General features: G+C 66.1%; 16 protein-coding genes. 9 read left to right on the forward strand and 7 right to left on the reverse strand.

Translation table 11 applies throughout. The annotated features are described in order from the left end of the window. The first annotated feature begins 55 nt into the window (after positions 1-55). Both QX010_RS11695 and QX010_RS11700 read left to right on the forward strand, forming a co-directional pair. Positions 56-1,849: an adenylate/guanylate cyclase domain-containing protein gene (locus tag QX010_RS11695; protein WP_315801827.1), complete on the forward strand. Its 1,794-nt coding sequence runs from the start codon at positions 56-58 to the stop codon at positions 1,847-1,849. 187 nt (positions 1,850-2,036) lie between these two features. Continuing rightward, a complete protein-coding gene (locus QX010_RS11700; protein ID WP_316179597.1) occupies positions 2,037-4,841 on the forward strand; it encodes a di-heme-cytochrome C peroxidase in 2,805 nt (934 codons plus the stop codon). A 46-nt stretch (positions 4,842-4,887) separates the two neighbouring features. Here the strand turns inward: QX010_RS11700 and QX010_RS11705 are convergent, their stop codons facing one another. Both QX010_RS11705 and QX010_RS11710 read right to left on the reverse strand, forming a co-directional pair. Then, a complete protein-coding gene (locus tag QX010_RS11705; RefSeq protein ID WP_316179599.1) occupies positions 4,888-7,416 on the reverse strand; it encodes a DUF2309 domain-containing protein in 2,529 nt (842 codons plus the stop codon). A 13-nt stretch (positions 7,417-7,429) separates the two neighbouring features. Next, the gene (locus tag QX010_RS11710) at positions 7,430-9,019 is read right to left on the reverse strand and encodes an NADH-quinone oxidoreductase subunit L (RefSeq protein ID WP_316179601.1); all 1,590 of its coding nucleotides are present in this window, start codon (positions 9,017-9,019) and stop codon (positions 7,430-7,432) included. 113 nt (positions 9,020-9,132) lie between these two features. Here QX010_RS11710 and QX010_RS11715 point away from each other — a divergent pair, with 113 nt between their 5' ends. Beyond that, entirely contained in the window at positions 9,133-10,032 is a 900-nt protein-coding gene (locus QX010_RS11715) for a LysR family transcriptional regulator (RefSeq protein ID WP_316179603.1), read from the forward strand. A gap of 105 nt (positions 10,033-10,137) precedes the next feature. On the opposite strand, the gene QX010_RS11720 is transcribed toward QX010_RS11715, so the two are convergent. Further along, on the reverse strand, positions 10,138-10,287 hold the full coding sequence (locus QX010_RS11720) for a hypothetical protein (RefSeq protein WP_316179605.1): 150 nt from the start codon (positions 10,285-10,287) through the stop codon (positions 10,138-10,140). Positions 10,288-10,751: 464 nt separating this feature from the next. Continuing rightward, the gene (locus tag QX010_RS11725; protein ID WP_316179606.1) at positions 10,752-11,426 is read right to left on the reverse strand and encodes a GntR family transcriptional regulator; all 675 of its coding nucleotides are present in this window, start codon (positions 11,424-11,426) and stop codon (positions 10,752-10,754) included. A 147-nt stretch (positions 11,427-11,573) separates the two neighbouring features. Between QX010_RS11725 and QX010_RS11730 the strand changes: the two genes are divergently transcribed. The 3 genes from QX010_RS11730 to QX010_RS11740 all read left to right on the forward strand — a co-directional run bounded on the left by QX010_RS11730 (position 11,574) and on the right by QX010_RS11740 (position 15,499). Continuing rightward, on the forward strand, positions 11,574-12,776 hold the full coding sequence (locus tag QX010_RS11730; RefSeq protein WP_316179608.1) for an ABC transporter substrate-binding protein: 1,203 nt from the start codon (positions 11,574-11,576) through the stop codon (positions 12,774-12,776). 360 nt (positions 12,777-13,136) lie between these two features. Beyond that, positions 13,137-14,699, forward strand: coding sequence for a TadE/TadG family type IV pilus assembly protein (locus QX010_RS11735; RefSeq protein ID WP_315801819.1), 1,563 nt, complete (start codon positions 13,137-13,139; stop codon positions 14,697-14,699). A gap of 89 nt (positions 14,700-14,788) precedes the next feature. Beyond that, entirely contained in the window at positions 14,789-15,499 is a 711-nt protein-coding gene (locus tag QX010_RS11740) for a hypothetical protein (protein ID WP_316179610.1), read from the forward strand. Here QX010_RS11740 and QX010_RS11745 read toward each other — a convergent pair. Both QX010_RS11745 and QX010_RS11750 read right to left on the reverse strand, forming a co-directional pair. After that, positions 15,489-16,337, reverse strand: coding sequence for a tetratricopeptide repeat protein (locus QX010_RS11745; protein WP_316179612.1), 849 nt, complete (start codon positions 16,335-16,337; stop codon positions 15,489-15,491). The genes QX010_RS11740 and QX010_RS11745 overlap by 11 nt on opposite strands. An 81-nt stretch (positions 16,338-16,418) precedes the next feature. After that, the gene (locus QX010_RS11750; RefSeq protein ID WP_315801816.1) at positions 16,419-17,366 is read right to left on the reverse strand and encodes an alpha/beta hydrolase; all 948 of its coding nucleotides are present in this window, start codon (positions 17,364-17,366) and stop codon (positions 16,419-16,421) included. 194 nt (positions 17,367-17,560) lie between these two features. Here QX010_RS11750 and QX010_RS11755 point away from each other — a divergent pair, with 194 nt between their 5' ends. Next, complete coding sequence (locus QX010_RS11755; protein WP_315801815.1) at positions 17,561-18,040, forward strand: Hsp20 family protein; 480 nt, start codon at positions 17,561-17,563, stop codon at positions 18,038-18,040. Positions 18,041-18,204: 164 nt separating this feature from the next. After that, on the forward strand, positions 18,205-18,969 hold the full coding sequence (locus QX010_RS11760; RefSeq protein ID WP_316179614.1) for an alpha/beta hydrolase: 765 nt from the start codon (positions 18,205-18,207) through the stop codon (positions 18,967-18,969). A 187-nt stretch (positions 18,970-19,156) separates the two neighbouring features. Here QX010_RS11760 and QX010_RS11765 read toward each other — a convergent pair whose 3' ends face one another. After that, on the reverse strand, positions 19,157-20,161 hold the full coding sequence (locus QX010_RS11765) for a hypothetical protein (protein WP_316179616.1): 1,005 nt from the start codon (positions 20,159-20,161) through the stop codon (positions 19,157-19,159). A 548-nt stretch (positions 20,162-20,709) separates the two neighbouring features. On the opposite strand from QX010_RS11765, the gene gltB reads away from it, so the two are divergent. Beyond that, a complete protein-coding gene (gltB, locus tag QX010_RS11770; RefSeq protein WP_316179618.1) occupies positions 20,710-25,446 on the forward strand; it encodes a glutamate synthase large subunit in 4,737 nt (1,578 codons plus the stop codon). Positions 25,447-25,612: the final 166 nt, after the last annotated feature.

Below are 25,612 nucleotides of genomic sequence, written 5' to 3' on the forward strand. Positions count from 1 at the left end.
GATTGGATTCGACCGCTGTTGCCGTGGTATCGCCGTGTGTGGGAGCAAAGACGGAATGGAGAGACGGCTGGCCGCGATTGTCTGTGCCGATGTGGTCGGTTACTCGCGGATGATGGGCGCCGACGAGGCGGGAACCCATGCCGCGTTCAAGGCGCATCGCGGCGCCATCCACCCGATCATCCTCAATCACGGCGGCCGCATCGTGAAATACACAGGGGACGGGTTTCTCCTGGAATTTCCGAGCGTCGTCGGCGCCATCGCGGCCTCGGTCGAGGTGCAGAAGCTGATGGCCGAGCGCAATGCTCATTTGCCGGCCGACCGCGTGATGCAGTTTCGCCTCGGCCTCAACATGGGCGACGTCATCTTCGATGAGGACGAGGTATTCGGCGACGGCGTCAATACTGCGGTGCGACTTGAAGCCGCAGCACCGCCTGGCGGAATTGCCGTCTCCCACAAGGCCTACCAGGAAGCCAGCAAGCACCTCACGGTCACCTTCGTCGACCGCGGGCCGTTCCGCTTCAAGAACATCGAAGACACGATCAACGTCTGGACCTGGGATCCGTCCTCGCCGGAGAAGAGACGCGAGCAGCGGTCCGCCACGGCCCTGCCGGCGCAATACCGGACCGCCATCGTCGGCGTGCTGCCATTCGCCAATCTCAGCGGCGAGACCGACGAGTACTTCTCGGACGGCCTGGCGGAGGACCTCATCCATGCGCTGTCGCTGCAGTCGTTCTTCCGGGTGCTCAGCCGCAACTCCACCTTCGCCTTCAAGCATGCCGGCATGAGCGCCCGCCTGATCGCACGCGAGATCGATGCGACCTATCTCATCCAGGGCTCGGTGCGGCGCTCCGGCGACAAGATCAGGGTCACCGCCGAGCTGGTCGCGCCGGAGAACGGCGAGCAGCTGTGGGCCGGCCGCTACGACCGCGACATCGGCGACCTGTTTGCCGTGCAGGACGACATCACCGCCAACCTGTGCACCGCGCTGATCCCCGAGATCTACCGCGCCGAGGCCGCGGTGCCGGTGCGGTCCAAGACGACCGACCTCACGGCGTGGGACCGCTTCCTGCGCGGGCTGTCGCACTACTACCAACCGACCAAGGCCGACTACGAGAGCTCGATCGCGCTGTTCCGCGAGGCGATCAGGATCGACCCAGGTCTCGCGATCGCCCACACCTATCTCGGCACCATCCTGCTGCAGGGCATCCATTTCGGCTGGATCAGGAATTCACGGGAGCTGTGGGACGAGGCAATGGCGCTGGCCGAGGCCGGCGTCCGGCTCGATTCCCGCTCGTCGTTCTCCTATTCGCTGCTGGCCTATGTCCATGCCATGCAGGGCCGGGTCGAGGCCGGGATGGAGGCGGCGCGCAAGGCGCTGCAGCTCAATCCCTATGACATGGGTGCGCGCGGCGTGCTTGGCGTCTGCCATCTCGTCGGCGGCGAGCACCGTCAGGCGATCGAGCTGTTCTCGGTCGCTGCCCAGCGCGGCAACAGCGATCCGCGCTATCAATGGTCGGTGCTGAGCGCGTTCAGCCACTACATGCTCGGCCAGTACGACGCCTCGCTGTCCTGGGCGCGGGAGTCGCACTATCAGAATCCGAACCATCTTCAGTGCCTCGCGATCCGCGCCGCCGCGCTGGCGCAGCTCGGACGCTCGGTCGAAGCCGGCGAGGCCGTCGCGGCGCTTTTGAGCCAGCATCCGTGGATGACGATCGAGCGCCTCCTGAGCAACATCCGCTGGCGCAATCCTGCTGACATCGCGCATTATCGCGACGGCCTCACCAAGGCCGGCATCCCGTTGACCAAGCTCACCCTCGTGGACACCAAGGCCAAATTCGCGGGCGAATAGCGCGATCGCGACTTGAGGTTGACACTTGAGGTTGACACTTGGGCGGGTTACTCCAATCATTCACGATTGCATTGTAGCGTTCAGACGGCGGCCGACCCGCCCGTTCCTCGGCGCAATTCGGCGCCGCCTTCGTTTGTTTGCGTGATTTCGTTTTCATCACTCAGGTGCTTTCCAAGGATGTTCTTCGATGCAAGAAGACAGCGCCCGCGCCCGTGACGCCCTGCCCGGACAGCTTCCGGTCTCGTCCGACAACCCGTGCCCCTTCCTGCGCGCGCTCGTCGCCGGCGGCTTCGTCGACGGCCACAGCGTCCCGCTGAAGACCATCGGCGACCGGGTCGAGGCGGCAAGCGGCGAGACCGGCTTCAAGAAGCGGCTCGTCGGCATCGAGACCTTCGGCGTGGCGCTGATCGCGAACGGCCTGTCGCCGCTGCGGCTCCTGAAGAGCCTGTGGTCCGGCGCCGATCTCGACCAGTTGCGCAACGGTCCACTCGACAAGCATGGCGGCGGCTCGCGCATCCTCGACGCCGAGGCCAAGGTCCATCCCGAGGAGATCGACCGCTTCGCAAGCTTTGGCAGCGACTATCCCGATCCCAACGGGGGCACCGAGCGCGGCCTCAACGCGGCCCAGATCCAGACCTTCATGAAGGCCAATCTGACGCGCGACGGCGACCAGGCACGCTGGTACTTCCCGATCCTGATGCAGGGCGAATGGCCGGTGCTGCTGAACATCCTCGGCAAGGGCGACGGCGATGGCCGCTATCTCTCGGTCGCCGAGGTCCGCACGCTGTTCGTCGAGCGTCGCCTGCCGCAGCGTATCGCCGCGCGGCTGATGGCCAAACCCAAGCCCGCGAACATCGTCTGGCGCATCGGCAAGGCGCTCGTCGGCGGCGCGGTCGCCGCGGCGCTGGCGCTGCTGCTGCTCTGGGTGGCCGCGCCGGACGCGGTGAGCGACAAGCTACGCTCCATCCTGCCGCCCGATGCCGCGGCCCTGGTGCCGCCCGCGCTGCCCGAGACCGAGCCGACCAAGGCGGCCTACTGGCTCGACCAGGGCTGGACCACGCAGGACCGGCACTGGTTTCACCACGTGACGCAGGGCACCGCGACCTTCCCGATTCCCTACGCCTGGTTCATGGCGATGGAGCAGCCGTATCTGACGCCGTTCGGCACGCCCGGCCTGATCTCCGACAGCGCCTATCTCGAACGCTTCGGCTTCATCCCGAGCCCGAAGAGCGTCGACGGCGACCCAAGCGTCCTCCGGCCGTTCGGCTACGCCGCCACGGCTGCCAAGACCGAGCCCGCCGCGCCGCTACCCGCCGGCCTCAAGCCGACCCCGGCCGGCAACGAAGGCGGCCTGCCGGTCGGCTTCGCGCGGCTCACTGGCGCTGCCGATCCCACCACCGGCGCGCCGCAATCCGACAAGATCGGCCTCACCTGCGCGGCCTGCCACGCCGGCAGCATTCACTACAAAGGCGTGAGCGTGCGCTTCGACGGCGGCCCCGGCATGGTCGACCTGCGCAAGCTGGAAGAAGCCATGGGTTTTGCGATGATCTTCACGCAATACGTGCCCGGACGCTTCTCGCGCTTTGCCGATCGCGTGCTTGGGCCCAATGCAACCGATGCCGATCGCGACGCCCTGAAGAAGGGGCTGAAGGACGCGACCTCCTTCGCGCTCAACATGCAGGCCAAGAACTACAAGGACACGATCAAGGCCAAGAAGCAGATCGAGACCGAGGAAGGCTTCGGCAGGCTCGATGCACTCAACCGCATCGGCAACCAGGTGTTCTATCTCGACATGGCCGTGAGCGGCCTGCCGAACATGCTCGGCAACCAGGAGGCCATCGACGCGCCGGTGTCGTATCCGCCCATCTGGACGGTGCCGTGGTTCTCCTGGGCGCAGTATGACGGCTCGATCGCGCAGCCCTTGATCCGCAATGCCGGCGAGGCGCTCGGCGTGTTTGCACAGATCAACCTCTCGCCGGAGACCGCACGGGACAAGCTGTGGCGCTCGTCGATGGCGATCGAAAATCTGCTCTACATCGAGAACATGCTGCGCGGTCCCGATCCGTTCGCGACGACGACGCCCGCGTTCGGCGGGCTGACCTCGCCGAAATGGCCGGAGAAACTGTTCGCCGGCGACGACGCCTGGAAGATCGATCCGGCCCGCGTCGAACGCGGCCGGAAGCTCTATGCAACGATCTGCGTCGAGTGCCATCTCGGGCCGGTCGCCGACACCGTGTTCGACAAGACCTATCCGGACAAGAGCTTCTGGAAGATCAAGCCGGCCGATGACTGGGAGAGCAAGGGCTGGAATGCCAAGGGCCCGATCCTCGACCTCGTGCAGAAGCCGGTCGACGCGATGCAGACCGACCCTGGACAGGCGAGCATTCTCGCCAACCGCAAGGTCAAGGTGGCAGGCTTTCTCGAGGTCGATCCGGCCAAGGACCTGAAGGGTTGCAACCTGCCGCAGGACTCGACCACGGACATGCCCTATGCGCTGGCGCTGATGGCCGTCGTGCAGAAGGCCAGTGACAAATGGATGGAAGACCGCAAGCTCTCCGAGGCAGAGCGGGCCGCATTGTGGGGCGATCGCAGGAACTGCCCCAACCCGGCCGGCAAGAGCTATCGCGCCCGCCCGCTCAACGGCGTCTGGGCGACCGCGCCCTATCTGCACAACGGCTCAGTGCCGTCGCTGTACTGGCTGCTGACGCCGGCTGCCGAGCGGCCGACGTCGTTCTGCCAGGGCGCGCGCGACTATGACCCGAAGGCGGTCGGCTTCGCCGTGCCGAAGGGCGGCGAGAGCGCGTGCAAGGTCGGACAGACGCTGTTCATGGCCAGCGATTCGAGCGGCAAGCCCATCAAGGGCAACAGCACGCTCGGTCATTCCTTCGAAGGCCCGACCAAGCCCAACAAGGATTATCCAAACGGCATCATCGGCGGCGCCTTCTCGGAGGACGAGCGCTGGGACCTCATCGAATATCTGAAGACGTTGTGAGGATGTGAAGCGGCGCGCCTTGCCGACGGCGAGGCGCGCCAGCGCGTCATGCCGCCCTCCAGAGACCGGGGCGTAGGCACCGCCGGATGGTCGTGCCCTGCTCGCTCAGCGAATGCAGCATCACCCAGCCATTGGCGACGAGATCGCGGACGCCCTGGTGGCGTTGCATGATCTCGTCCATCGCACTCTCCGGCGCGGCGATGAACACGTTCAGGCGAACCGGCTCGTGGATGAAGCGGGTGCCGTCATGCACCGACTGCCAGGGCAGTCCGACCCGGAGATCGCCGGCATTGCCCTCGAGCACGCCGAGTTGCCCGACGATGTTGTGCAGCACCTTGTTGCCGCTGCCGAAGGCGGCATTGTTCACGGTCGAGCCGTAGTACTGCAGATTGATCCAGCTCGCGACCACCATCGGCGCCGTCATGATCAGTTCGAGCGTCCGATGTCCCTCGTCGCGCCCCGCCTCGTAGGAGTGCAGGAAGACGCGGCCGCCGAGGTCAAGCCCGCGGGTGAAGCTGCGCGGCGCGGCGATGAAGGCGGCGTTGCCGGCGAGCCCCCATTCGGGCCGCACCTGCGACCAGTCGCGGGTGCGCGCGACGACGGCCTCGTCGACATCCGAGGCGTCGCGGATGCCGAGCAGGGCGCTGCGCTCGAGCCGCGCCAGCCGTCCGGCCTCGGTCAGCCGCGCCCTCAGCCGCGCGAGGTCCTGCGCGAGCGCCGCCGGAACGTCGTCCTCATCGAACAGCGTGACCGCATCGGTGGTGGTGTCGTGCAGCGCGCCGATGAACCAGCAGTCGGCGGGAATGTCGATGTCCTTGGCGCGGAGGCCCTCGCGGACGCGCCGGTCGTTGAGCACGGCTGCCGCGACACGCGCGTTGGCTTCGCCCGTGTGACCGCCGCAGGCGCCGCAATCGAGCCCGGAGGCGTGCGGATTGTTGACCGTCGTGCTGCCGTGGCCGGCCAGTAGCACGAGCCGCGCGAACGGCCCGGTCAGCGACATCGCCTTCAGCACCGCCTCCGCCATCGCGACGCGCTGCACGTCGTCGAAGCCGGTCACGCGCCCGCCGAGTTCGCCGGGCGTCAGTTGCGGCATCACCCGCGAGGCGACCTCCGGATCGAGACCATCGACGACCGGCGACGGCACCGGCCGTGTGACGCCGGCGCTATCGGTCGCGATCTTGGCGGCGAAGCCGAGGCCCGCAGTCTCGACGAAGGAGAACGACGACACGGCCGAGACCTTGAACGACTTCCATGCCTTGGCGGCGCGCCGCCGCAGCAGACGCAGGCCAAGCACCTCAGCCTCCTCGACATCGTCGGCGCCCTTGACGGCCTCGCAGACGGTGAAGGCGGGCTTCAGCAGCACCGGGCACTGCGCGCCGCCTCTGGTGTGGCCAATCGGCACGTATTCGATCGGGAAGCCGAAGAAACCGGCGAAGCCGATGGTCTCGGCTTCCGGATAGGCGGTCTCCAGCGCGCGGCGGAAGATCTCCGAGCGCACGTCGATGCAGAACGCGGCCTGGACCAGCGGCCGGGCCGGCAGCTGCGTGATCGATCGCTGCGCACCATGGGTGGCGAGCTTCGCGACGAGCCTCTCGCGGAACCCGATCTCGTAGGCTTCATGCAGAATGAGATCGATCGCAAGCTCGGGCGTCTCCTCGAGCCGGTGGTCGGCCGGCAGCTTGGCCGCCTCGGCCATCGCCTGCGCCCAGGCCTTCTTGAACGCCTCGTCGGTCCGTGCCTGGAACAGCGCAAAGCCCCAGGCGAGCCGAATGGCCAGCAGTTCCAGCAGAGTATCGTCTCGCCCGCCGTCGAGCTGCGCGTTCCAGCCGATATAGCGCGCATAGGCCGACCAGCCGCCGAGATCGAACAGCGCCCGCACCAGATAGTCCTCGACGGCCCGAGCTGGGATTCCCAGCCGATCCACGATCAGGCCGATCGCCTGCACCGGATCGGCGGGCAGCTCCGCGACGGCTTTCCGGAATCCGGCAAGGCCCATCGCCTCGGGATTGCGATCGTAGGCCGCGAATTTGCGCCAGGCCGCGTAGGGCTTCAGCTTCCGCACCGGGCTCGGCCAGCTCGCCTGCCCCTCGTCGAAATAGGTGGCGCAGAAGGCCGAGATCTCGTCGATCATGAAGGCGACAAGCGAGACGTAGCGGTCGCCCTCGGCGAGCCGGTCGAGCACCTCGGCGACGGTCGCGACCACGGCGGGCGGCGACGACTGCGCGGCCTCGGCAAGAGCCTTGCGCTTGAGCTGTTCGACGTCGAGGCCCATGGATGGATGCGACATGAGAGCCTGCGTCAGCGCGGCATCGTCGATCCGGCCGTCATCGAGCGCCTGCCGGTAATACGCCCGCGGCATCAGCATGCGCGTGCGCACCACGCGCTCGAAGGTGGCGGCGGTCGCCGCGAAGCTCTGGCCGGTGAAGCCGAGGAACGGATTGACCGCGACGAAGTGCTTCAGCGGCCACAGCGGCGCGACCCGCTGACAGGCGCTGTCGATGCGGGCCATGAGCCCGGCATCGGCGGGGGTGTCGAGCGGATCGGCCATGGACATGGCGAGGGCGGCCTGGGTCATCGGAGATCTCGGATCACTGGTTGGACGGGAGACGTGCGGTCGAATGCCTCGGCCCTAAGGTCAGCACGAGACGGTTGGCGAGCGTGTTGAGATAGAGGCCGTTGCGCAGGTGGACGTAGGCCGCGATCCAGAACGGCGCGTCGGCGCGGCGCATCATCTGGTTCTGGAACACGGTGACGGCCGCGAACGACACGACGACGGCGGCCGCGATCAGCATCGGCACGATGCCGTCGACCGGCCGTGCAGCCGGGATGCTGCCCCCGACCAGCCAGGCCATCGCGGCCTGCAGCGCGAAGTAGACGATCGCGACACCGGCCGCGGTGACCGCGGCGCGAGCGACGACGAAGGCGTTCGGCCGCTCGTCGATGGCGTTGGCCATCAGGTGAACGAGCCCCATCAGCAGCACCGAGCCGAGTGCGATCTGCGCCGGGTTGGTGCGCAAGGTCATGCCGAAGGCGAACCCGGTGAGCAGCGCGAGCCCGATCACGGCGACCAGCGCCAGGATCAGCCGTGCCGCGTGCGGCTGGCCGCCGGGGCTCGGTGTCCAGGACGCCCGGGCAAGATCGATGATGCTGCCCGAGGACAGGAAGGCATGCGCCTTGTAGAGCGAGTGCGCCACGATGTGCAGCAGCGCCGCGGAGAAGGCGCCGAGCCCGCATTGCAGCAGCATGAAGCCCATCTGCGCCACCGTCGAATAGGCCAGTTGCACCTTCACCGAGGTCTGCGTCAGCATCACCAGCGAGCCGAACAGCGCGGTGGCGCCGCCGACGATCGCGAGGACGTCGAGCGCGGGCGTGGCCAGCAGCAGCACGTCGCTGAGCCTGAGCACCAGGAAGCCGCCGGCATTGATGATGCCGGCATGCAGCAGCGCCGACACCGGCGTCGGCGTCTCCATCACCTCGATCAGCCAGCCATGCAGCGGCAGCTGGGCGGATTTCAGCATGGCGGTCGCGACGATCAGGAGCGCTGCAATCGTGACGATCGGAGAGCCAACCCCCTCGCCCACCCGGGCGTGGGCGACGAGGCCGGCAATCTCCAGCGTGCCGAACCGGATGTAGAGCAGCAGCGCAGCGAGTGCGAGGCAGGCGTCGCCGAGCCGGCTCGCGACGAACTTCTTGCGCGAGGCGCGGATCGCAGCCGGCCGGGTCTCGTAGAACAACAGCAGCTTGCCGAGCGAAAGGCTCGTCGCGACCCAGGCGGCGAGCAGAAGCACCAGATTGCCCGCGATCAGCAGTGTCAGCACCGCGGCGAGGGTCAGCAGCAGCCAGCGCGTGAACCGGACCTGACCTGGATCGCCGTCGAGATAGTTGCGGCTGTAGCGCACCACGACCATGCCGATGAAGCTGACGAGAACCGAGAGGATGGCGCCGAGCGCGTCGAGCTGAAGCGACAGCCCGAGGCCGTATCCGCCAAGCAGCGGCGTCCGCCCTGCCCCGACGACGGCCGCAGCGAGGCTCGCGACCGTCGCGATGCCGAAGGCGATCGCCGCGGCGAGGATCGCGCGGCGAGCAACGTCACGGGCGCTGGCGTGGATGCCCACAAGTGCGGCGACACACAGCGTGAGCGGCGCAAGCGCCGCGAGGCAGGGAATGAGCGGGTTCATGACGGCTCGACAGGTTGATCAAATGAGACGGCTGCCCCCTGCTTTACCGGCCCACGATGCTTCTTAAAATTTCAATGATTGAACCTGATCGTTATAAAATATAGAACGATGCCATGCCGCACCTGAACTACCATCACCTGCGCTATTTCTGGGTCATCGCCAGCGAAGGCAGCATGAGCCGCGCCGCGCAGCGGCTCAACGTCTCGCCCTCCTCTCTCTCGGTACAGATCAAGGCGCTGGAGGCGCAGCTCGGGCAGAAGCTGTTCGAGCGCACCGGCCGCACTCTGCAGCTCACCGAGGCCGGGCGCATCGCGCTCGACTATGCCGGCAGCGTGTTCAAGTCCGGCCATGAGCTGATCGAGACGCTGTCGGGCCTACGGCCGGGACGACAGTTGCTGCGGGTCGGCGCCGCGGCGAACCTGTCGCGCAACTTCCAGATCGCCTTCCTGAAGCCGCTGATCGCGCGGGTCGACGTTGAGCTGATCATCCGCACCGGCCAGTTCGCCGAGCTCCTGGAGCAGCTCGATTCCCACAAGCTCGACCTCGTGCTCGCCAACCATCCGGCAGCGCCGGACATGCGCAGCAGTTTCGAGAACACACTGATCGACGAACAGCGCGTCAGCCTCGTCGGCCGCAAGCCGACCGGGCCCGCGCGATTCCGCTTTCCGCAGGATCTCGCGACGACGCCCGTGATCCTGCCCGGCCGAGGCAGCGCGCTGCGCTCGGCCTTCGATGCGCTAGTCGGATCGGGCGGGATCCGCCCGATCATCGCCGCCGAGGTCGACGACATGGCGATGCTGCGCCTGATGGCCCGCGAGAGCGGCACCGTCACATTGGTGCCGTCGATCGTCGTGATCGACGAGCTGCGCTCCGGCACGCTCGTCGAGCGCGCGCGGCTGAGTGCGCTGAAGGAGCAGTTCTTTGCCGTGAGCCAGCAGCGCCGCTACGCCAATCCGCTCGTCGCCGAGCTGATCGGATCGCGCGCCAGGAAGACCGGTTCACGGCCCGAATGACTGTCGGTGACAGCTTGTCTCGAGAGAGGTTACAGGCAGCCCGCCTCGGGACGGGTGAGTCCTGCGGACCAACTACCAACTGGGGCCGGGTCGGCAGCGGTTCGATCAGAACATCGCGGGCGGGCTGACATTCACCCCGTGCTGGACCAGCACGAGTGAAGCGACCACGCCGGTCAATGAGAACATGGTCACCAGACCGAAGCCGGAATTGAGCGCGTGGGGACCAACCAGCTTCCGCGCAATCTTCATAATCATCAATGTCTCCTCCAGGAATGTCGTTAGTGGACGCCACTAGCGGGACGGCGCGTTACCGGGACGTTTCCAAACTTGGAGAGATCGGCGCGTGGTGAATGCATCCTTGAATGCACAGCAAGCCCGGCATGAAGCCCGATTAACACTGACGGCGGATTCACAAATGCATCGGGACGAGGGAAGCGTCGGCGCTCGAAAAGGTTGAATTTTCTTAACAGCTCGCGCTTGACGGATGATGTCGACGACAACGGTGGACTACGACCGCGCTCGAGGCATGGTGGTTCGCGTCGCGCCGAGCGATCGCATCTACGCGCGGCGCGCTTAGTTCGACGCTTCTCAGCGGAAGTACATCGCCCCCCGAATGAAGTGGCCGCAGCCGTCAGGCTACCCTCATTCATTCGGCTGGTGACATCCGGTTAGGGACGGATCGCGTCGAAGACGTTCGCCGTCTGCGTCCTGATAGGGTCCTACTTCGCCTCGTTCATCGCCGTCGCTGCGAGCAGCGCCGCCTCGATCGTGTCCCGGGTCTTGTCGAGATGCGCCGTCATGAGCATCACAGCGCGCTCGGTGTCGCGCGCCAGCGCCGCCTCCATCAGTTCGCGATGCTCACGCGCGGCATCGCGGTTGCCACGATCGGTCTTGCGGGCGAGATCGAGATAGCGCTGGTTGTGTGCAAACAGGAGATCACGCACCCGCATCATCCAGGCGCTGCCACAGGCCTGGGCCAACGCGGCATGGAAATCGGCATGCGCCAGCATCCAGGCCGGCGAGAAGCTTCCGTCATGAGCCGCGATCGGCGTCGCGGCTAGACGGTGATGCGCGGCAACGACCGTGGTCTCCCAGGCAAGATCACCGTTGGCGATGGCGCGGCGCAGGCACTTGGTCTCGATCTCGACGCGCATGTCGGTCAGATCGCGCAGATCGGCCACCGAGACCGGCGCCACGCGGAAGCCGCGCTGCGGCGTCGCCGTCACCAGCCCTTCCGCCGTGAGCCGCGCCAACGCCTCGCGGATCGCCCCCGTGCTGACCGAGAAGGCTGATCCGAGTTCGCTGATCTTCAGCTTCTCCTCCGGACGATAGAGGCCGGCGAGCAGGCTGGCACGCAACTGCTCGTAGACGGTCTGGGTGGCGCTGCCGGACATCGACTCACTTTCGCGGGACAATTCACACTAGCAAAGCCAGAAAGTACATTTTTATTAAAAAATATATTTTAATTGCGCAGCCCCCCAACCTCCGCCTATGCTGACCGCTAAAACGCCGCCGGCAGCGCGGCCACCAGGGAGGTATCCATGCGAAGCGCCATCGCAGCGGCAGGATTGTTCGTCGTCGCGTCCGTCCTCGCCGCGCCCGTGCGGGCGGAGGATCAGCCGGGCATCACCGCCGGCGAGATCCGCATTGGACAGACCATGCCCTACAGCGGGCCCGTGTCCGCCTTCGGCATCCTCGGCAAAGGCGAGGTGGCCTATTTCAAGATGGTCAACGACCGCGGCGGCATTAACGGCCGCAAGGTCAACCTGATCTCGCTGGACGACGGCTACGTGCCGCCCAAGACCGTGGAGCAGACGCGACGGCTGGTCGAGAGCGACGAGGTGTCGTTCATCTTCTCGACCATGGGCACCGCGCACAACACTGCGATCGCCAAGTATCTCCAGGGCAAGAAGGTGCCGCAGCTGTTCGTGGCCTCGGGCGCCTCGAAGTTCGGTGATCCCCAGCAATTTCCGCTGGCCTTGATGGGGGTGATGGCGCCGTTCCGCAACGAGGCTCGGATGTATGCGCGCTACGCTCTGCAGAAGAAGCCGGATGCGACCTTTGCCATTCTCGCGCAGAATGACGATTTTGGCCGCGACTATCTCGCCGGGCTGAAGGACGTGCTGGGCGAGCGCTTCGACAGCGCGGTGACCGTCGCAAGCTACGAGTCGACCGATCCGACCATCGACTCGCAGATCGTGAAGCTGAAATCGACCGGCGCCGATGCGCTGATCATTGCCGCGACGCCGAAATTCGCCGCGCAGGCGATCCGCAAGATCCATGAGATCAACTGGCGCCCGCTGACGTTCCTGACCAACGTCTCGGTGTGGATGTCGTCAGTGATGGAGCCCGCGGGCCTCGAAGCCGGCAAAGGCATCATCTCGACGGCTTATGTCAAGGATCCTCTGGATCCGGCCTGGGCGGACGATGCCGGCGTCAAGGGCTGGCGCGACTACATGGCGAAATACGTGCCGGACGGCGACATCCGCGATTCCAACTACGTCAACGGCTACAACAACGGCATGGTGCTCGAGCAGGTGCTGAAGGCCGCGGGCAACGATCTGTCGCGCGAGAACATTTTGCGGCAGGCGCTGTCGATCAAGGATCTCGAACTGCCGATGCTGCTGCCGGGCATCAAGGTCAACACGTCAGAGACGGACCACCTCCCGGTCGAGCAGGTGCAGTTCATGCGTTTCACCGGTAAGCAGTGGGAGCGGTTCGGCGAGGTGCTGTCGACCAAGTAGCGGCGGCTGCTCCGTGGATCGTCGGCGCGGCTCCGCGCTGACGACAGGTGCATGCATGGGCTGGCACGGTATTGGAGGACGGCGCCTCTCTCTCGCCACGTAAACAAAATCGCAACAGTCGCCTGCGATGTTTCGTCGCAGGTCAACCGAATTCGCAATCGGCGTCCGCATACATCCACATGTGGTCCCGCGCGCGACGGCGTCCCCCTCTGCTCACGACCGGGGAGCGGGCGGAGCTCGTGCCCGGTTCTCACTGCAGGTCTCCTTGAAGCAGTCGCGGAGATGATCGCCGCAGGGAAGCGCCAACAAGGAAAAGAATACAGGTCCTCACCGCCCCAACGGGATCTTTTGAGGAAGAGCATGACGGATATCAGCCGACCAGCGAGCCGGGCGATCGCCGCCATCGCGCGCTTCTCCCGCGACAGCAAGGCCAATATCGCGGTCACATTCGCGCTGGCGCTGTTGCCGATTCTCACGGCGATCGGATGCGCGACCGACTACTCCATGGCCATGCGCATGAAGATCAGGCTCCAGTCTGCGGCCGATGCCGCGAGCATCGCCTCGATCTCGGTCAACTCGGCAGGCTATGCAGCGGCGATGGCGATGACGTCGGACGGAACCGTTACCGCCGGGGTCTCCGAGGCGGACAACATCTTCAAGGGCAACGCCTCTACCTTTCAAGGCTACACATTGACGTCTGAGACCAGCACCGTCACCAAGAGTGGGTCCACACTGACGTCGCAGGTGCAATTCACCGCCAACGTGCCGGCCACGTTCCTGACGGTGATCGGCTATCAGAATCTGACGGTCAGCGGCCAATCGTCCTCCTCCGTCACCCTGCCGCTCTATCTCGACTTCTACTTGACGCTGGACGTCTCCGGCTCGATGGGCCTGCCGTCGACATCGGCCGAAGCGCAGCGCATGCAGGCGATCAGCCCGGACAACTACCGGCAATACCCCACGGGGTGCACGCTGGCGTGCCACTTCTCGCCGCAGAACAGCGCGTGCACCGATACGGGGACCCAGGGATATCCTACCAACAACTATTGCCTGGGCTATGCGATCTCGCGCGTCAGCCAGAGCGGCTACAAGAGCCTGCTGACCACCAACAAGAACAACCCCAAGGGCGTTCAACTGCCGTCGTCGATCGTGTCCGGCCTGCCGAACTCGCTGTACAAGAACCTGGCGACCGTTGCGAACTGTCCGACCGACGGGACGGATTCTTGCATCCAGCTGCGGCTGGATGCGGTGGGCTATGCCGTGAACCAGCTGTTCGTCACTGCGAACAACACCAAGAAGGTCAGCAACCAGTTCCGGATCGGTCTCTATCCCTTCATTCGCTATCTCTATTCCTACTTCCCGCTCACCAGCAGCATCAACGGCTCGACGTCGGATTCGACCACCATCAACTATGCAGCCGCCAACCTCGCGACCCTGCTCGACACCAACACCAACGCATCTCTGGGCTCAGGCGGCACGCACATCGACACGGCCCTCTCCAGCGTCAACAACCTGATCGTCAGTGTCGGCAACGGCAGCGCTTCGACCAACACCCTGCCCTACGTATTCCTGGTCACCGACGGCGCACAGGACCCGCAGGTCAAGGGCGTCCCCAATGGCTCATGGTCAGGCAGCAACCATGCCACCGTGATCGATCCGAACACCTCCTGCACACCGCTGAAGAACCGCGGCATCATCATTTCCGTGCTCTACATACCCTACCAGGTGATCAATCCGGTGAACGCATCCTTCGCCGGTGACGAAGACGACTATGCCAACAGCAACATTCCTTCGATTCCGCCGAGCCTGAAGGCCTGCGCCTCGCCAGGATTCTTCTATACGGCGAACACGCCCGCCGACATCACGTCGGCGCTGAACGCGATGTTCAATCATGCGGTGTCCGAGGCGCATCTGACGAGATAGAGCATCGCCAGGCCCAGGCTCGGCCGGTTGGACTTTCGGCGGCGAAGGCGTAGACATCTGCCGTCGTCCCCAGGAGAACCGCGGCGCCGATGTCCGAGACTGAACCGCTCACGCTGAAATTCCGCTGTCCGAAGGAGCTCGAAGGCCTCATTCCGCAGCCGGTGCCGGCGCCGATGGGCGTTCCCGACTGGGTCAAGACGATGCCGGCCACCGCGTTCAGCGCGCTCAACCAGGCCGAGGAGCAGACCGTCAAGCGCTGCCCGCCCTTCATCGACGCGATGACGACCGGCTTCCTCATTCCGCTGATCTGCGATCTCACGGTCGAGGATGGCGGCATCAGCTGGGACAACGAGCTGCCGCCGGGCGGTGCGATCGATTTTCCGCGCTCACCGATCAGCTTCCACGACGTCGCGCAGGTCACGGGCTCGCCGCTGTTCGAGGCCGACCGCTTCCTGCTCAAGTTTCACAATCTCTGGACCATCGAGTCGCCGGAGGGCTGGGCATTGCTGTTCACGCATCCCGTCAACCGCTTCGACCTGCCCTTCACCACCTTGACCGGACTGGTCGACAGCGACCGCTTTCACGACTCGTTCGTGCACTTCCCGGCGCACTGGCATGACACGGCGTTCCGCGGCCTGATCCCGAGAGGAACGCCGGTCGCGCAATGCATTCCGGTGAAGCGGCAGGCATGGGCGATGCAGACCTCGGCCTTCACCGAAGAGGAGATCGCCGAGATCCACGAGGTGCGCGATGCGCTGAAGCGCGAGACCGGCGTCTATCGCAAGCGGTTCAGGGCTTAGCTGTCGCAGCGCCGTCGATCTGCAGGAATCTGGCAGCGTCGCTCGGACGGAAGAAGAAACGGCCGTGCGAGGTGACGGCGAGCGTGTAGGCCGCGCGGGTCAGCAGATGCGGCCGGCCGCGCACCGCCGTGCGCAGCGCAGCCTGGGCGCCATCGCGATCCCCCATCTCGGCGAGACACATCGCGAGATTGGCGCGGGTCTGCGTGTCCTCCGGCCGCAGCCCGAGCGCATGGCGGTAGGTGCCTGCGGCCTCGGCATAGTCGCCGTCGAGGAACTGCACCCAGGCGAGCTCGATCAGGATGTCGGGCCGTCCCGGCGCGGCCTCGCGCGCCGCCAGCAGGTGCGTGCGGGCACGAACGCGGTCATTGGCCTGAAGAGAGAGGCGTCCGAGATCGAGCTGGAGGTCGACGCTGTCGGGTGACAGCGTCAGCGCCTCCTCGATCACGGCGATGGCTTCACCAAGCTGCCCCGACTTGGCAAGCCGCCCCGCCAGCTCCTGGAACGCCGGCAGAAAAGGCGGCCGCCGCGCCGCGGTCTTGCGCAGCTGCGCGATGCCGTCGGCGGCGCGTCTGGACTCGCACAAGGCGGCGCCGAGCAGCGTCTCGAGTTCCGGATCGCTGCCGCGGAGCGCAGCCTTCTCCAGCGGCGCAATCGCCTCGCTCGCGCGGTGCTGGCCGAGCAGCGCATGGGAATGAACGAGCAGCGCCGCGCGATCGGTCCTGGCCGTGCGCAGGATCGAGGCGGCGATCTGCTCGGCGCGCGCGAACTGCCGCGAACGGAGCGCGTGGACCGCTTCCTGCAGCGCCTGCGCCTGCTGATTTTTCCGCCGTTCACTCACGTCTGCCGCCAAGCTCCGAGGAGGACGTCGGGCCTAGCTAGCCCGCCCGCCCAGGGGTGTCCAGCAAACGGGCGCGACGGCTCAGCCGAACAGCGGGGTGCCCGGCACGAAGGCATCGAACGCGGCCCAGAACTGCGAGCGGTAGCGGTCCTGCTCCTGCAGGATCTCGTGCTTGGCGCCGGCGATCACGAGATGCGAGCCGGCGCGCAGATGATAGGCGAACTCCTCGATCGCAGCCGTCGACACCACGGTGTCGCTGGAGGCCGCCAGCATCAGGATCGGCTGGCGGATCTGCGACGGATAGCTCATGCCGCGGAAGGTCATCATCGCGGAGAACGCGGCGTCGGCCCAGGCGACCGTGGGCGAGGCGATGCCGAGCGTCGGATCTTCTTCGAGGATCGCGGCGTTGCGGGCATAGCGGACCGGATCGGAGGTCAGCGGATTGTTGACGAATGGCGCCAGTCCGCTGATCTCGTCGTTGCCGCCCGGCACGTAGCGGCCGCCCTGCCCGGCGATGCGCATTGCCCGCAGCAACAGCCGCGCCGGCAGCGCTGTGCGGCTGCCCGGAAGGTCGATCATCGGCGCCGACAGCACGATGCGATCGAACCAGCGCTTGCCGGCATGCGCGAGCCGCAGCAGCACCGTGCCGCCCATCGAATGCGCCAGCGCGAAATAAGGCGGCGGACAGTCCGGCAGCACGACTTGCGTGACGAAGGTCTCCACGTCGGTCTCGTAGTCGGAGAACGAGCGCACATAGCCCTTGCGGGAATCGCGCAGGCGCCGCGACGAATGGCCCTGGCCGCGCCAGTCGATGATGGCGACCGCAAAGCCGCGATCGCGCAGATCGCGCACCGTCTCGAAATACTTCTCGATCATCTCGCTGCGGCCGGTGAACACGCACACCGTGCCCTTGCGCCCGGCCGGCGGCGCCCAGCGCGCAAAGCGCAGCTCGGCGCCATCAGGGGTCTTGATGGTGCCGGCAGTGACGTTTTCGGGAACGGGATTGGCGGGAATCGAGACGAGCGTCATGAGGCACCCATCGAATAGGTGAAAGGCAGCGGGAATCAAGGGGTGGAACGGCAAAAAGAGCAGGTCCCGAACGCCCTTGAACGTCGAAACGCCTGCCCTACATCGAGATCGTGCAGGCCTCTGATGGCTGCACGACGGCCCGGCCCGATGGCGGGCGGGTTTGCCCAATAGTCGCTCAATGGAGGACTTTGACCATGCGTACCTACGACCTCACCCCCTTCTATCGTTCCACCGTCGGTTTCGACCGTCTGTTCTCGATGCTCGATCAGGCCACCGCCGAGCCCACCCCCGGCTATCCGCCCTACAATATCGAGCGCACCGGTGAGAACGCCTACCGCATCACCGTCGCCGTCTCCGGCTTTGGCAAGGATGAGCTCTCCCTCGTCGCGAAGGAAAACACGCTGACGATCAAGGGCGAGAAGGCCGCCAATGAGAACGGCAAGAAGGCTGAGGTGCTGTATCGCGGCATCGCCGCCCGGGCGTTCGAGCGCTCGTTCCAGCTCGCCGACCACGTGGTGGTGAAGAACGCCAGCCTCGAAAACGGCCTGCTCCACGTCGACCTCGTACGCGAGATTCCGGAAGCGAAGAAGCCCCGCTCGATTCCGATCTCAACCGGCGCGCAAGGCTCCGAGCAGCCGGTGATCGAGGGATCGGCCGAGAAGGCCGCCGCTTAACCGGCACTCAGACTTGAGAATGCGAACGCCCCGGGCAGCCGGGGCGTTTTTTTGTGCGTTGCTGCAGTGCAATCAAACGATCGTGACGGGCGGTAACGGCCTGCACCCGGCCAGCGAAGACGCCAGTGATGACCTCACTCACCCGAGCCACTGGAGCCTCAACGATGAACGTCGTTCGCACCCTCACTTTCGTCGCCGCCCTGACGGCATTGGCCGGCCCTGCTCTGGCGCAGCCCGCGCCGCCGCCCAAGGTCCACAACGTCGTGCTGGTGCACGGCGCCTGGGCCGACGGCTCGAGCTGGGCCAAGGTCATCCCCTATCTGCAGGCGGCCGGCCTCAAGGTCACGGCCGTGCAGAACCCGCTGACCTCGCTGGCAGACTCCGCGGCCGCCACCCGCCGCGCCCTGGCCGAGCAGGATGGGCCGGCCGTGCTGGTCGGCCATTCCTGGGGCGGCACGGTCGTGAGCGAGGTCGGCACCGATCCGAAGGTCAGCGCGCTGGTCTATGTCGCCGCCCGCGCCCCCGATGCGGGCGAGGATTTCGTCAAGCTCGCCGGCCAATATCCGACGCCGCCGGCGCGCGCCGGCATCGTCGACCATGACGGCGAGACCAAGCTCAACGAGGACGCCTTCCTGACGGACTTCGCCAACGGCGTCGATGCGACGACGGCAAAGGAGCTCTATGCGGTGCAGTGGCCGACCGCGGCGACGATCTTCGGCAACCGCACCACCCAGGCGGCATGGCACGACAAGCCGTCATTCTATGCAGTGTCGAAGCAGGACAAGACCATCGATCCGGATTTCGAGCGCTTCCTGGCCCACCGCATGAAGGCAACCACGATCGAGCTCGACGCCGGACACCTGTCGCTGGTGTCGCATCCGAAGGAGATCGCTGATCTGATCCTGAAGGCCGCCGGTCAGCACGAGTAGTGCGACCGATGGTGCTGGGGTCTCATCGGCTGCTCCAAACGACCTGTCATGCCCGCGAAAGCGGGCATCCAGTCCGCGGCGGCGGTCGTGAATGACCGAGATGCCGGTGTTGACTGGATCGCCCGGTCGAGCCGGGCGATGACGGCGTTGGGGGTGGCAAGCGGCCGGGCAGACCGTCTGACTGCCTCTATTCCAAACCCTGTACAGCCGGCATCTTTGCCGTCGGCAGGATCTGGGGCACCGGCTTCGCCGCGGGCGCCGCGACGGAGCCAGTCGTCTGCGGCGTGGCCGTAGCCGCGGCCGATTGCACGGGCTTCGGCTCAGAGGGTTTTGCGTCTGAAGCCTTGGCCTCTGAAGCCTTGGCCTCTGAAGCCTTGGCGTCTGAAGGCTTGGCTTCTGAAGGCTTCGCGTCAGAGGTGTTGGCGTCCGAAGCCTTGGCCTCGGCCGGCTTGATGTCCGCGGGCTTGGGCGGAAGGGCCTTGGGTGCGTCCGCCGGTTTCGGATTGAGCGCTGCGGTCTGCGGTGCCGGTGCACTCGGCCGCGCGGCAGGCGTCGGCACTTTCGGCTGGATCGGCGCCGCGGTGGCAACGCGCGGCGCAGCCGGCATCGGCGGCACCAGGCGCGGATCGGCCCGGATCACGCTCGGCGGCGGCAGGCGGTCGAGGCCACCGCGCGGGGCGGGCTCATAGCGCATCCGCTCGTACTCCTCGCCCCATTGGAACGCCGGCACGAAGCGGATGATGCGGCCGGAGCGGGCATCGACGACGAGCTTGCCGTCCTCGCCCTGGCGATCGAGCACCGCCACGATCCAGACATTGCCGCGCTGGCGCGGCGCGCCGAGCGGCGAGAAACCGTTGTCGCGCAGAATGGCATAGACCTCATGCACCGGCAGGAACGCGGGCGCATAGCCATAGTCCTGCTGATAGCCCTCTCTGTAATTGTCCTGACGGTAGACCGGCGCCGGCGGCACATAGCGCTCGTCGCGGTAGCCGTAGTCAGGGCCCGGCCGGTAGCCGTAGCGCGGCGGTGGCGCAGGCACGACGGCCGGCGGCGGCAAGTCCGAATAAGGCGCATCGAAATCGGAGACTGCCGTATACGGCCCGTGGAGGCCGGACGGTGGCAGCGGCTCGGCCTGCGCGGCGGCGAACGTCGCGACCAGCGCGGCTGAGACGACTCCAACTAGCAACTTCATGGTTCAAAGCTCCTGCATGCCCCCGCACGTGAAGCTGTTCGCTTCTTCTCAAGTGCGGCGGAAGTTCTGCCGCGATTCCGGCGGTCCTGGGTCGGCGAAGGGGCGGGATCGGGGCGTTAGGTTTCAAAATCGAGCGCGGCGCGTGATCGCCGGCCCGGCCGGATCGTTCGGTCAGCGGCAGAAACGGAAGATTTGCCGGGGAATGAGCGTGTTGCGGCGCCCGAACTCGAGGACTCCGCAGTGCTTGTGTGATAGGTTAAAGTTTGGCATCTTGCGGTTTAGGACAGAAATGCTGTCTAAAATTTCGTTGCAAAGGTGACCGAGACTTTGCAATGATGTTACGGCGCCTGAGGGCGCTGCGACATGAACAGGCCGCGGTCGTCCAGCGGGGACATGGTCCCCCGGCGGCTGGCCTGAATTCTGCAAATGCGGCTCGCTGAAAAAGGACGAGCGTTGGCTCCGGAGAGGGGCCGCGCAGCGCCCGGGGTGCGCCGGACTGTGTACCGGACTGTGGTGAAGGCCCTGACCAATAACTGATGGGGACGGATATGAGCGGATCGAAGGTCGAGCACGGAATTTTGGGCGGCGCGGTGCTGGCTGTGGATTCGCACGAGAAACCGGCCGAGATCACCCGCGAGCTGCACACCTGGCGTCCGGAGGCCGAAGGTCTGTATGACCCGAGCCAGGAGAAGGATTCCTGCGGCGTCGGCTTCATCGCCAACATCAAGGGCCAGAAGTCGCATCAGATCGTCGCCGACGCGCTGAACATCCTGTGCAACCTCGAGCATCGTGGCGCCGTCGGCGCCGACCCGCGCTTCGGCGACGGCGCCGGCATCCTGGTGCAGATCCCGCACGCCTTCTTCTCGCGCAAGGCGAAGGAGCTCGGCTTCACCTTGCCCGCCCCCGGCGAATACGCCATCGGCGCGCTGTTCATGCCGCGCGACGATTCCTGGCGGAACGTCATCAAGAGCATCATCGCCGACCAGATCGAGGAGGAAGGCCTGGTCCTGCTCGGCTGGCGCGACGTGCCGACCGACAACTCCTCGCTGGGCGTGACGGTCAAGCCGACCGAGCCGCGCAGCATGCAGGTGTTCATCGGCCGCAACGGCGCCGCCAAGACCGAGGACGAGTTCGAGCGCAAGCTCTACATCCTGCGCAAGTCGATCTCGCAGGCGATCTATCAGCGCCGCGACCGTGGCATGTCGGGCTATTATCCGTGCTCGATGTCGTGCCGGACCGTGATCTACAAGGGCATGTTCCTGGCCGACCAGCTCGGCAAGTACTACGCCGATTTGCATGAGCCGGACTTCGAGAGCGCGCTGGCGCTGGTGCATCAGCGCTTCTCGACCAACACCTTCCCGACCTGGTCGCTGGCGCATCCCTACCGGATGATCGCGCACAACGGCGAGATCAACACCCTGCGCGGCAACGTCAACTGGATGGCGGCGCGGCAGGCGTCGGTGTCGTCCGAGCTGTTCGGCAAGGACATCAGCCGGCTCTGGCCGATCTCCTATGAGGGCCAGTCCGACACCGCCTGCTTCGACAACGCGCTCGAGTTCCTGGTGCAGGGCGGCTACTCGCTGCCGCACGCGGTCATGATGATGATCCCGGAGGCGTGGGCCGGCAATCCGCTGATGAGCGAGGAGCGCCGCTCGTTCTACGAATATCACGCCGCCCTGATGGAGCCGTGGGACGGCCCGGCCGCGATCGCCTTCACCGACGGCCGCCAGATCGGCGCCACGCTCGACCGCAACGGCCTGCGGCCGGCGCGCTATCTCGTCACCAAGGACGACCGCATCGTAATGGCGTCCGAGATGGGCGTGCTGAAGATCCCGGAGGACCAGATCGTCACCAAGTGGCGGCTGCAGCCCGGCAAGATGCTGCTCGTCGATCTCGAGCAGGGCCGCCTGATCCCGGACGACGAGATCAAGGCGCAGCTCGCCGCCAGCCATCCCTACACCGAGTGGCTCGGCCGCACGCAGATTCAGGTCGAGAAGCTGCCGGATGCGCCGACCACGGGTGCGCGCACCAACCTGCCGCTCTTGGACCGGCAGCAGGCGTTCGGCTACAGCCAGGAAGACATCGCTATCCTGATGACGCCGATGGCGGCGACCGGCGAGGAGGCCACGGGCTCGATGGGCAACGACACGCCGATCTCGGCGCTGTCGGACAAGCCGAAGCTGCTCTTCACCTACTTCAAGCAGAACTTCGCACAGGTCACCAACCCGCCGATCGATCCGATCCGCGAGGAGCTGGTGATGAGCCTGGTCTCGATCATCGGCCCGCGACCGAACCTGTTCGACCTCGAGGGTGTCGCCTCGACCAAGCGGCTCGAGGTGCATCAGCCGATCCTGACCGATGCGGACCTGGAGAAGATCCGCTCGATCTCTGAGGTCTCCGACAGCCACTTCGTCTCACGCACGCTCGACACCACCTTCGATGCGAGCCTGGGCGCGGCCGGCTTCGAGCAGGTGCTCGACGATCTCTGTGGCCGCGCCGAAGCCGCGGTGCGCGAGGGCGTCAACATCATCATCCTGTCCGACCGCATGGTCTCGGCCGACCGGATTCCGATCCCGTCGCTGCTCGCCTGCGCCGCCGTGCATCATCACCTGATCCGCACCGGCCTGCGCACGTCGGTCGGCCTCGTCGTCGAGAGCGGCGAGCCGCGGGAGGTGCATCACTTCGCGTGTCTCGCGGGCTATGGCGCCGAGGCGATCAATCCGTATCTCGCCTTTGAGACCATCATCGCGCTCAAGGACAAGCTGCCGGGCGCGCTGAGCGACTACGAGGTCGTCAAGCGCTACATCAAGTCGATCGGCAAGGGCCTGCTCAAGGTCATGTCGAAGATGGGCATCTCGACCTATCAGTCCTACTGCGGCGCGCAGATCTTCGACGCGGTCGGCCTTCGCGCAGAGTTCGTGCAGAAGTTCTTCGCCGGCACCCACACCCGCATCGAGGGCGTCGGCCTCGCCGAGATCGCCGAGGAGACCACGCGCCGTCACCGCGACGCGTTCGGCGATGCGCTGGTCTACAAGAGCGCGCTCGATGTCGGCGGCGAATATGCCTACCGCACCCGCGGCGAGGACCATGCGTGGACGGCCGAGTCGGTTGCGACCTTGCAGCACGCCGTGCGCGGCAACTCCAGGGAGCGCTACCAGGCGTTCGCCAAGCTGCTCAACGAGCAGTCGGAGCGGCTGCTGACCCTGCGCGGCCTGTTCCGGATCAAGTCGGCCGAGGACGACAAGCGCAAGCCGGTTCCGCTCGACGAGGTCGAGCCGGCGAAGGAGATCGTCAAGCGCTTCGCCACGGGCGCGATGAGCTTCGGCTCGATCTCGCGCGAGGCGCATACGACGCTCGCGATCGCCATGAACCGGATCGGCGGCAAGTCGAACACCGGCGAAGGCGGCGAGGAGGCCGACCGCTTCAAGCCGCTGCCGAACGGCGATTCCATGCGCTCGGCGATCAAGCAGGTCGCCTCGGGCCGGTTCGGCGTGACGACGGAGTACCTCGTCAACTCCGACATGATGCAGATCAAGATGGCGCAGGGTGCCAAGCCCGGCGAAGGCGGTCAGCTGCCCGGCCACAAGGTCGACGCCACCATCGCCAAGGTGCGCCACTCGACGCCCGGCGTCGGCCTGATCTCGCCGCCGCCGCACCACGACATCTACTCGATCGAGGATCTCGCGCAGCTGATCTACGACCTGAAGAACGTCAATCCCGACGGTCAGGTGTCGGTCAAGCTCGTCTCGGAGGTCGGCGTCGGCACGGTTGCGGCCGGCGTCGCCAAGGCGCGCGCCGACCACGTCACGGTCGCGGGCTTCGAGGGCGGCACCGGTGCCTCCCCGCTCACCTCGATCAAGCATGCGGGATCGCCGTGGGAGATCGGCCTTGCCGAGACGCATCAGACGCTGGTGCGCGAGCGGCTGCGCAGCCGCATCGTGGTCCAGGTCGACGGCGGCTTCCGCACCGGCCGTGACGTCGTCATCGGCGCACTCCTTGGCGCCGACGAGTTCGGCTTCGCCACCGCGCCGTTGATCGCGGCTGGTTGCATCATGATGCGCAAGTGCCACCTCAACACCTGTCCCGTGGGCGTCGCCACCCAGGACCCGGTGCTGCGCAAGCGCTTCACAGGCCAGCCCGAGCACGTCATCAACTTCTTCTTCTTCGTCGCCGAGGAAGTCCGCGAGATCATGGCCGCTCTGGGCTACCGCTCGTTCAACGAGATGGTCGGACAGACCCAGATGCTCGACCAGTCCAGGCTGGTGGCGCATTGGAAAGCCAAGGGCCTCGACTTCTCCAAGCTTTTCGTCAAGCAGAAGGCGGAGCCGGGCCAGAAGGTCTATCACGCCGAGAAGCAGGACCATCACCTCGACGCCGTGCTCGACCGCAAGCTGATCGAGCAGGCCAAGCCCGCGCTCGACCGCGGCGCGCCGGTCAAGATCGAGGCCGAGATCAACAACACCGACCGTTCGGCGGGCGCGATGCTCTCCGGCGCGGTGGCGAAGATCTACGGCCATGCCGGCCTGCCGCAGGATACGATCCATGTCAGCCTGAAGGGCACCGCCGGCCAGGCCTTCGGCGCCTGGCTCGCCAACGGCGTCACCTTCGAGCTCGAAGGCGAAGGCAACGACTATGTCGGCAAGGGCCTGTCGGGCGGCCGCATCATCGTCAAGCCGCCGCGCAACTCCGGCATCGTGCCGGAGGAGTCGATCATCGTCGGCAACACCGTGATGTACGGCGCCATCTCCGGCGAGTGCTTCTTCCGCGGCATCGCCGGCGAGCGCTTCGCGGTGCGCAACTCGGGCGCGGTCGCCGTGGTCGAGGGCGCGGGTGATCATTGCTGCGAGTACATGACCGGCGGCATCGTCGTCGTGCTCGGCAAGACCGGGCGCAACTTCGCGGCCGGCATGTCCGGCGGCGTCGCCTATGTGCTCGACGAGGCCGGCGACTTCGACAAGCATTGCAACATGGCGATGGTCGAGCTCGAGCCGGTGCTGTCGGAGGAGATGATCGCGGAAGCCTCCTATCACCAGATGGGCGATCTTGAGGCGCATGGCCGGGTCGACGTGTTCAAGAACCTGCTGGCGTCCGACATCGAACGCCTGCACATCCTGATCTCGCGTCACGCCAAGGCCACCGGCTCGAAGCGCGCCGCAGAAATCCTGGCGAACTGGAAGGACTATGCGCCGAAGTTCCGCAAGGTGATGCCGGTCGAGTACCGCCGCGCCCTGAAGGAAATGGCGGCCAACGCCGACGCCGAGCCGAAGATCGCGATCGGGGCTTGATATCTCTCCTCATGGTGAGGAGGCGCGTAGCGCCGTCTCGAACCATGAGGCCGAGAGCGGGGCCTCACCCTTCGAGACGCGGCGAAGACGCCGCTCCTCAGCGGTGAGGAGAAAATAGGAGCAAACCCTCATGGTGAGGAGGTGCGCAGCACCGTCTCGAACCATG

Source organism: Bradyrhizobium sp. SZCCHNRI1009 (assembly GCF_032487575.1).
GTDB lineage: Bacteria > Pseudomonadota > Alphaproteobacteria > Rhizobiales > Xanthobacteraceae > Bradyrhizobium.

Excerpts from the sequence above, each read along its gene's own strand:
- QX010_RS11705 (WP_316179599.1), bottom strand. The coding sequence starts at position 7,416 with ATGACCCAGGCCGCCCTCGCCATGTCCATGGCCGATCCGCTCGACACC.
- QX010_RS11740 (WP_316179610.1), top strand. The coding sequence starts at position 14,789 with ATGTCCGAGACTGAACCGCTCACGCTGAAATTCCGCTGTCCGAAGGAG.
- QX010_RS11750 (WP_315801816.1), bottom strand. The coding sequence starts at position 17,366 with ATGACGCTCGTCTCGATTCCCGCCAATCCCGTTCCCGAAAACGTCACT.
- QX010_RS11735 (WP_315801819.1), top strand. The coding sequence starts at position 13,137 with ATGACGGATATCAGCCGACCAGCGAGCCGGGCGATCGCCGCCATCGCG.
- QX010_RS11765 (WP_316179616.1), bottom strand. The coding sequence starts at position 20,161 with ATGAAGTTGCTAGTTGGAGTCGTCTCAGCCGCGCTGGTCGCGACGTTC.
- QX010_RS11695 (WP_315801827.1), top strand. The coding sequence starts at position 56 with ATGGAGAGACGGCTGGCCGCGATTGTCTGTGCCGATGTGGTCGGTTAC.
- QX010_RS11725 (WP_316179606.1), bottom strand. The coding sequence starts at position 11,426 with ATGTCCGGCAGCGCCACCCAGACCGTCTACGAGCAGTTGCGTGCCAGC.
- QX010_RS11715 (WP_316179603.1), top strand. The coding sequence starts at position 9,133 with ATGCCGCACCTGAACTACCATCACCTGCGCTATTTCTGGGTCATCGCC.
- QX010_RS11760 (WP_316179614.1), top strand. The coding sequence starts at position 18,205 with ATGAACGTCGTTCGCACCCTCACTTTCGTCGCCGCCCTGACGGCATTG.
- QX010_RS11755 (WP_315801815.1), top strand. The coding sequence starts at position 17,561 with ATGCGTACCTACGACCTCACCCCCTTCTATCGTTCCACCGTCGGTTTC.
- QX010_RS11710 (WP_316179601.1), bottom strand. The coding sequence starts at position 9,019 with ATGAACCCGCTCATTCCCTGCCTCGCGGCGCTTGCGCCGCTCACGCTG.
- QX010_RS11720 (WP_316179605.1), bottom strand. The coding sequence starts at position 10,287 with ATGATTATGAAGATTGCGCGGAAGCTGGTTGGTCCCCACGCGCTCAAT.
- QX010_RS11730 (WP_316179608.1), top strand. The coding sequence starts at position 11,574 with ATGCGAAGCGCCATCGCAGCGGCAGGATTGTTCGTCGTCGCGTCCGTC.
- QX010_RS11700 (WP_316179597.1), top strand. The coding sequence starts at position 2,037 with ATGCAAGAAGACAGCGCCCGCGCCCGTGACGCCCTGCCCGGACAGCTT.
- gltB (WP_316179618.1), top strand. The coding sequence starts at position 20,710 with ATGAGCGGATCGAAGGTCGAGCACGGAATTTTGGGCGGCGCGGTGCTG.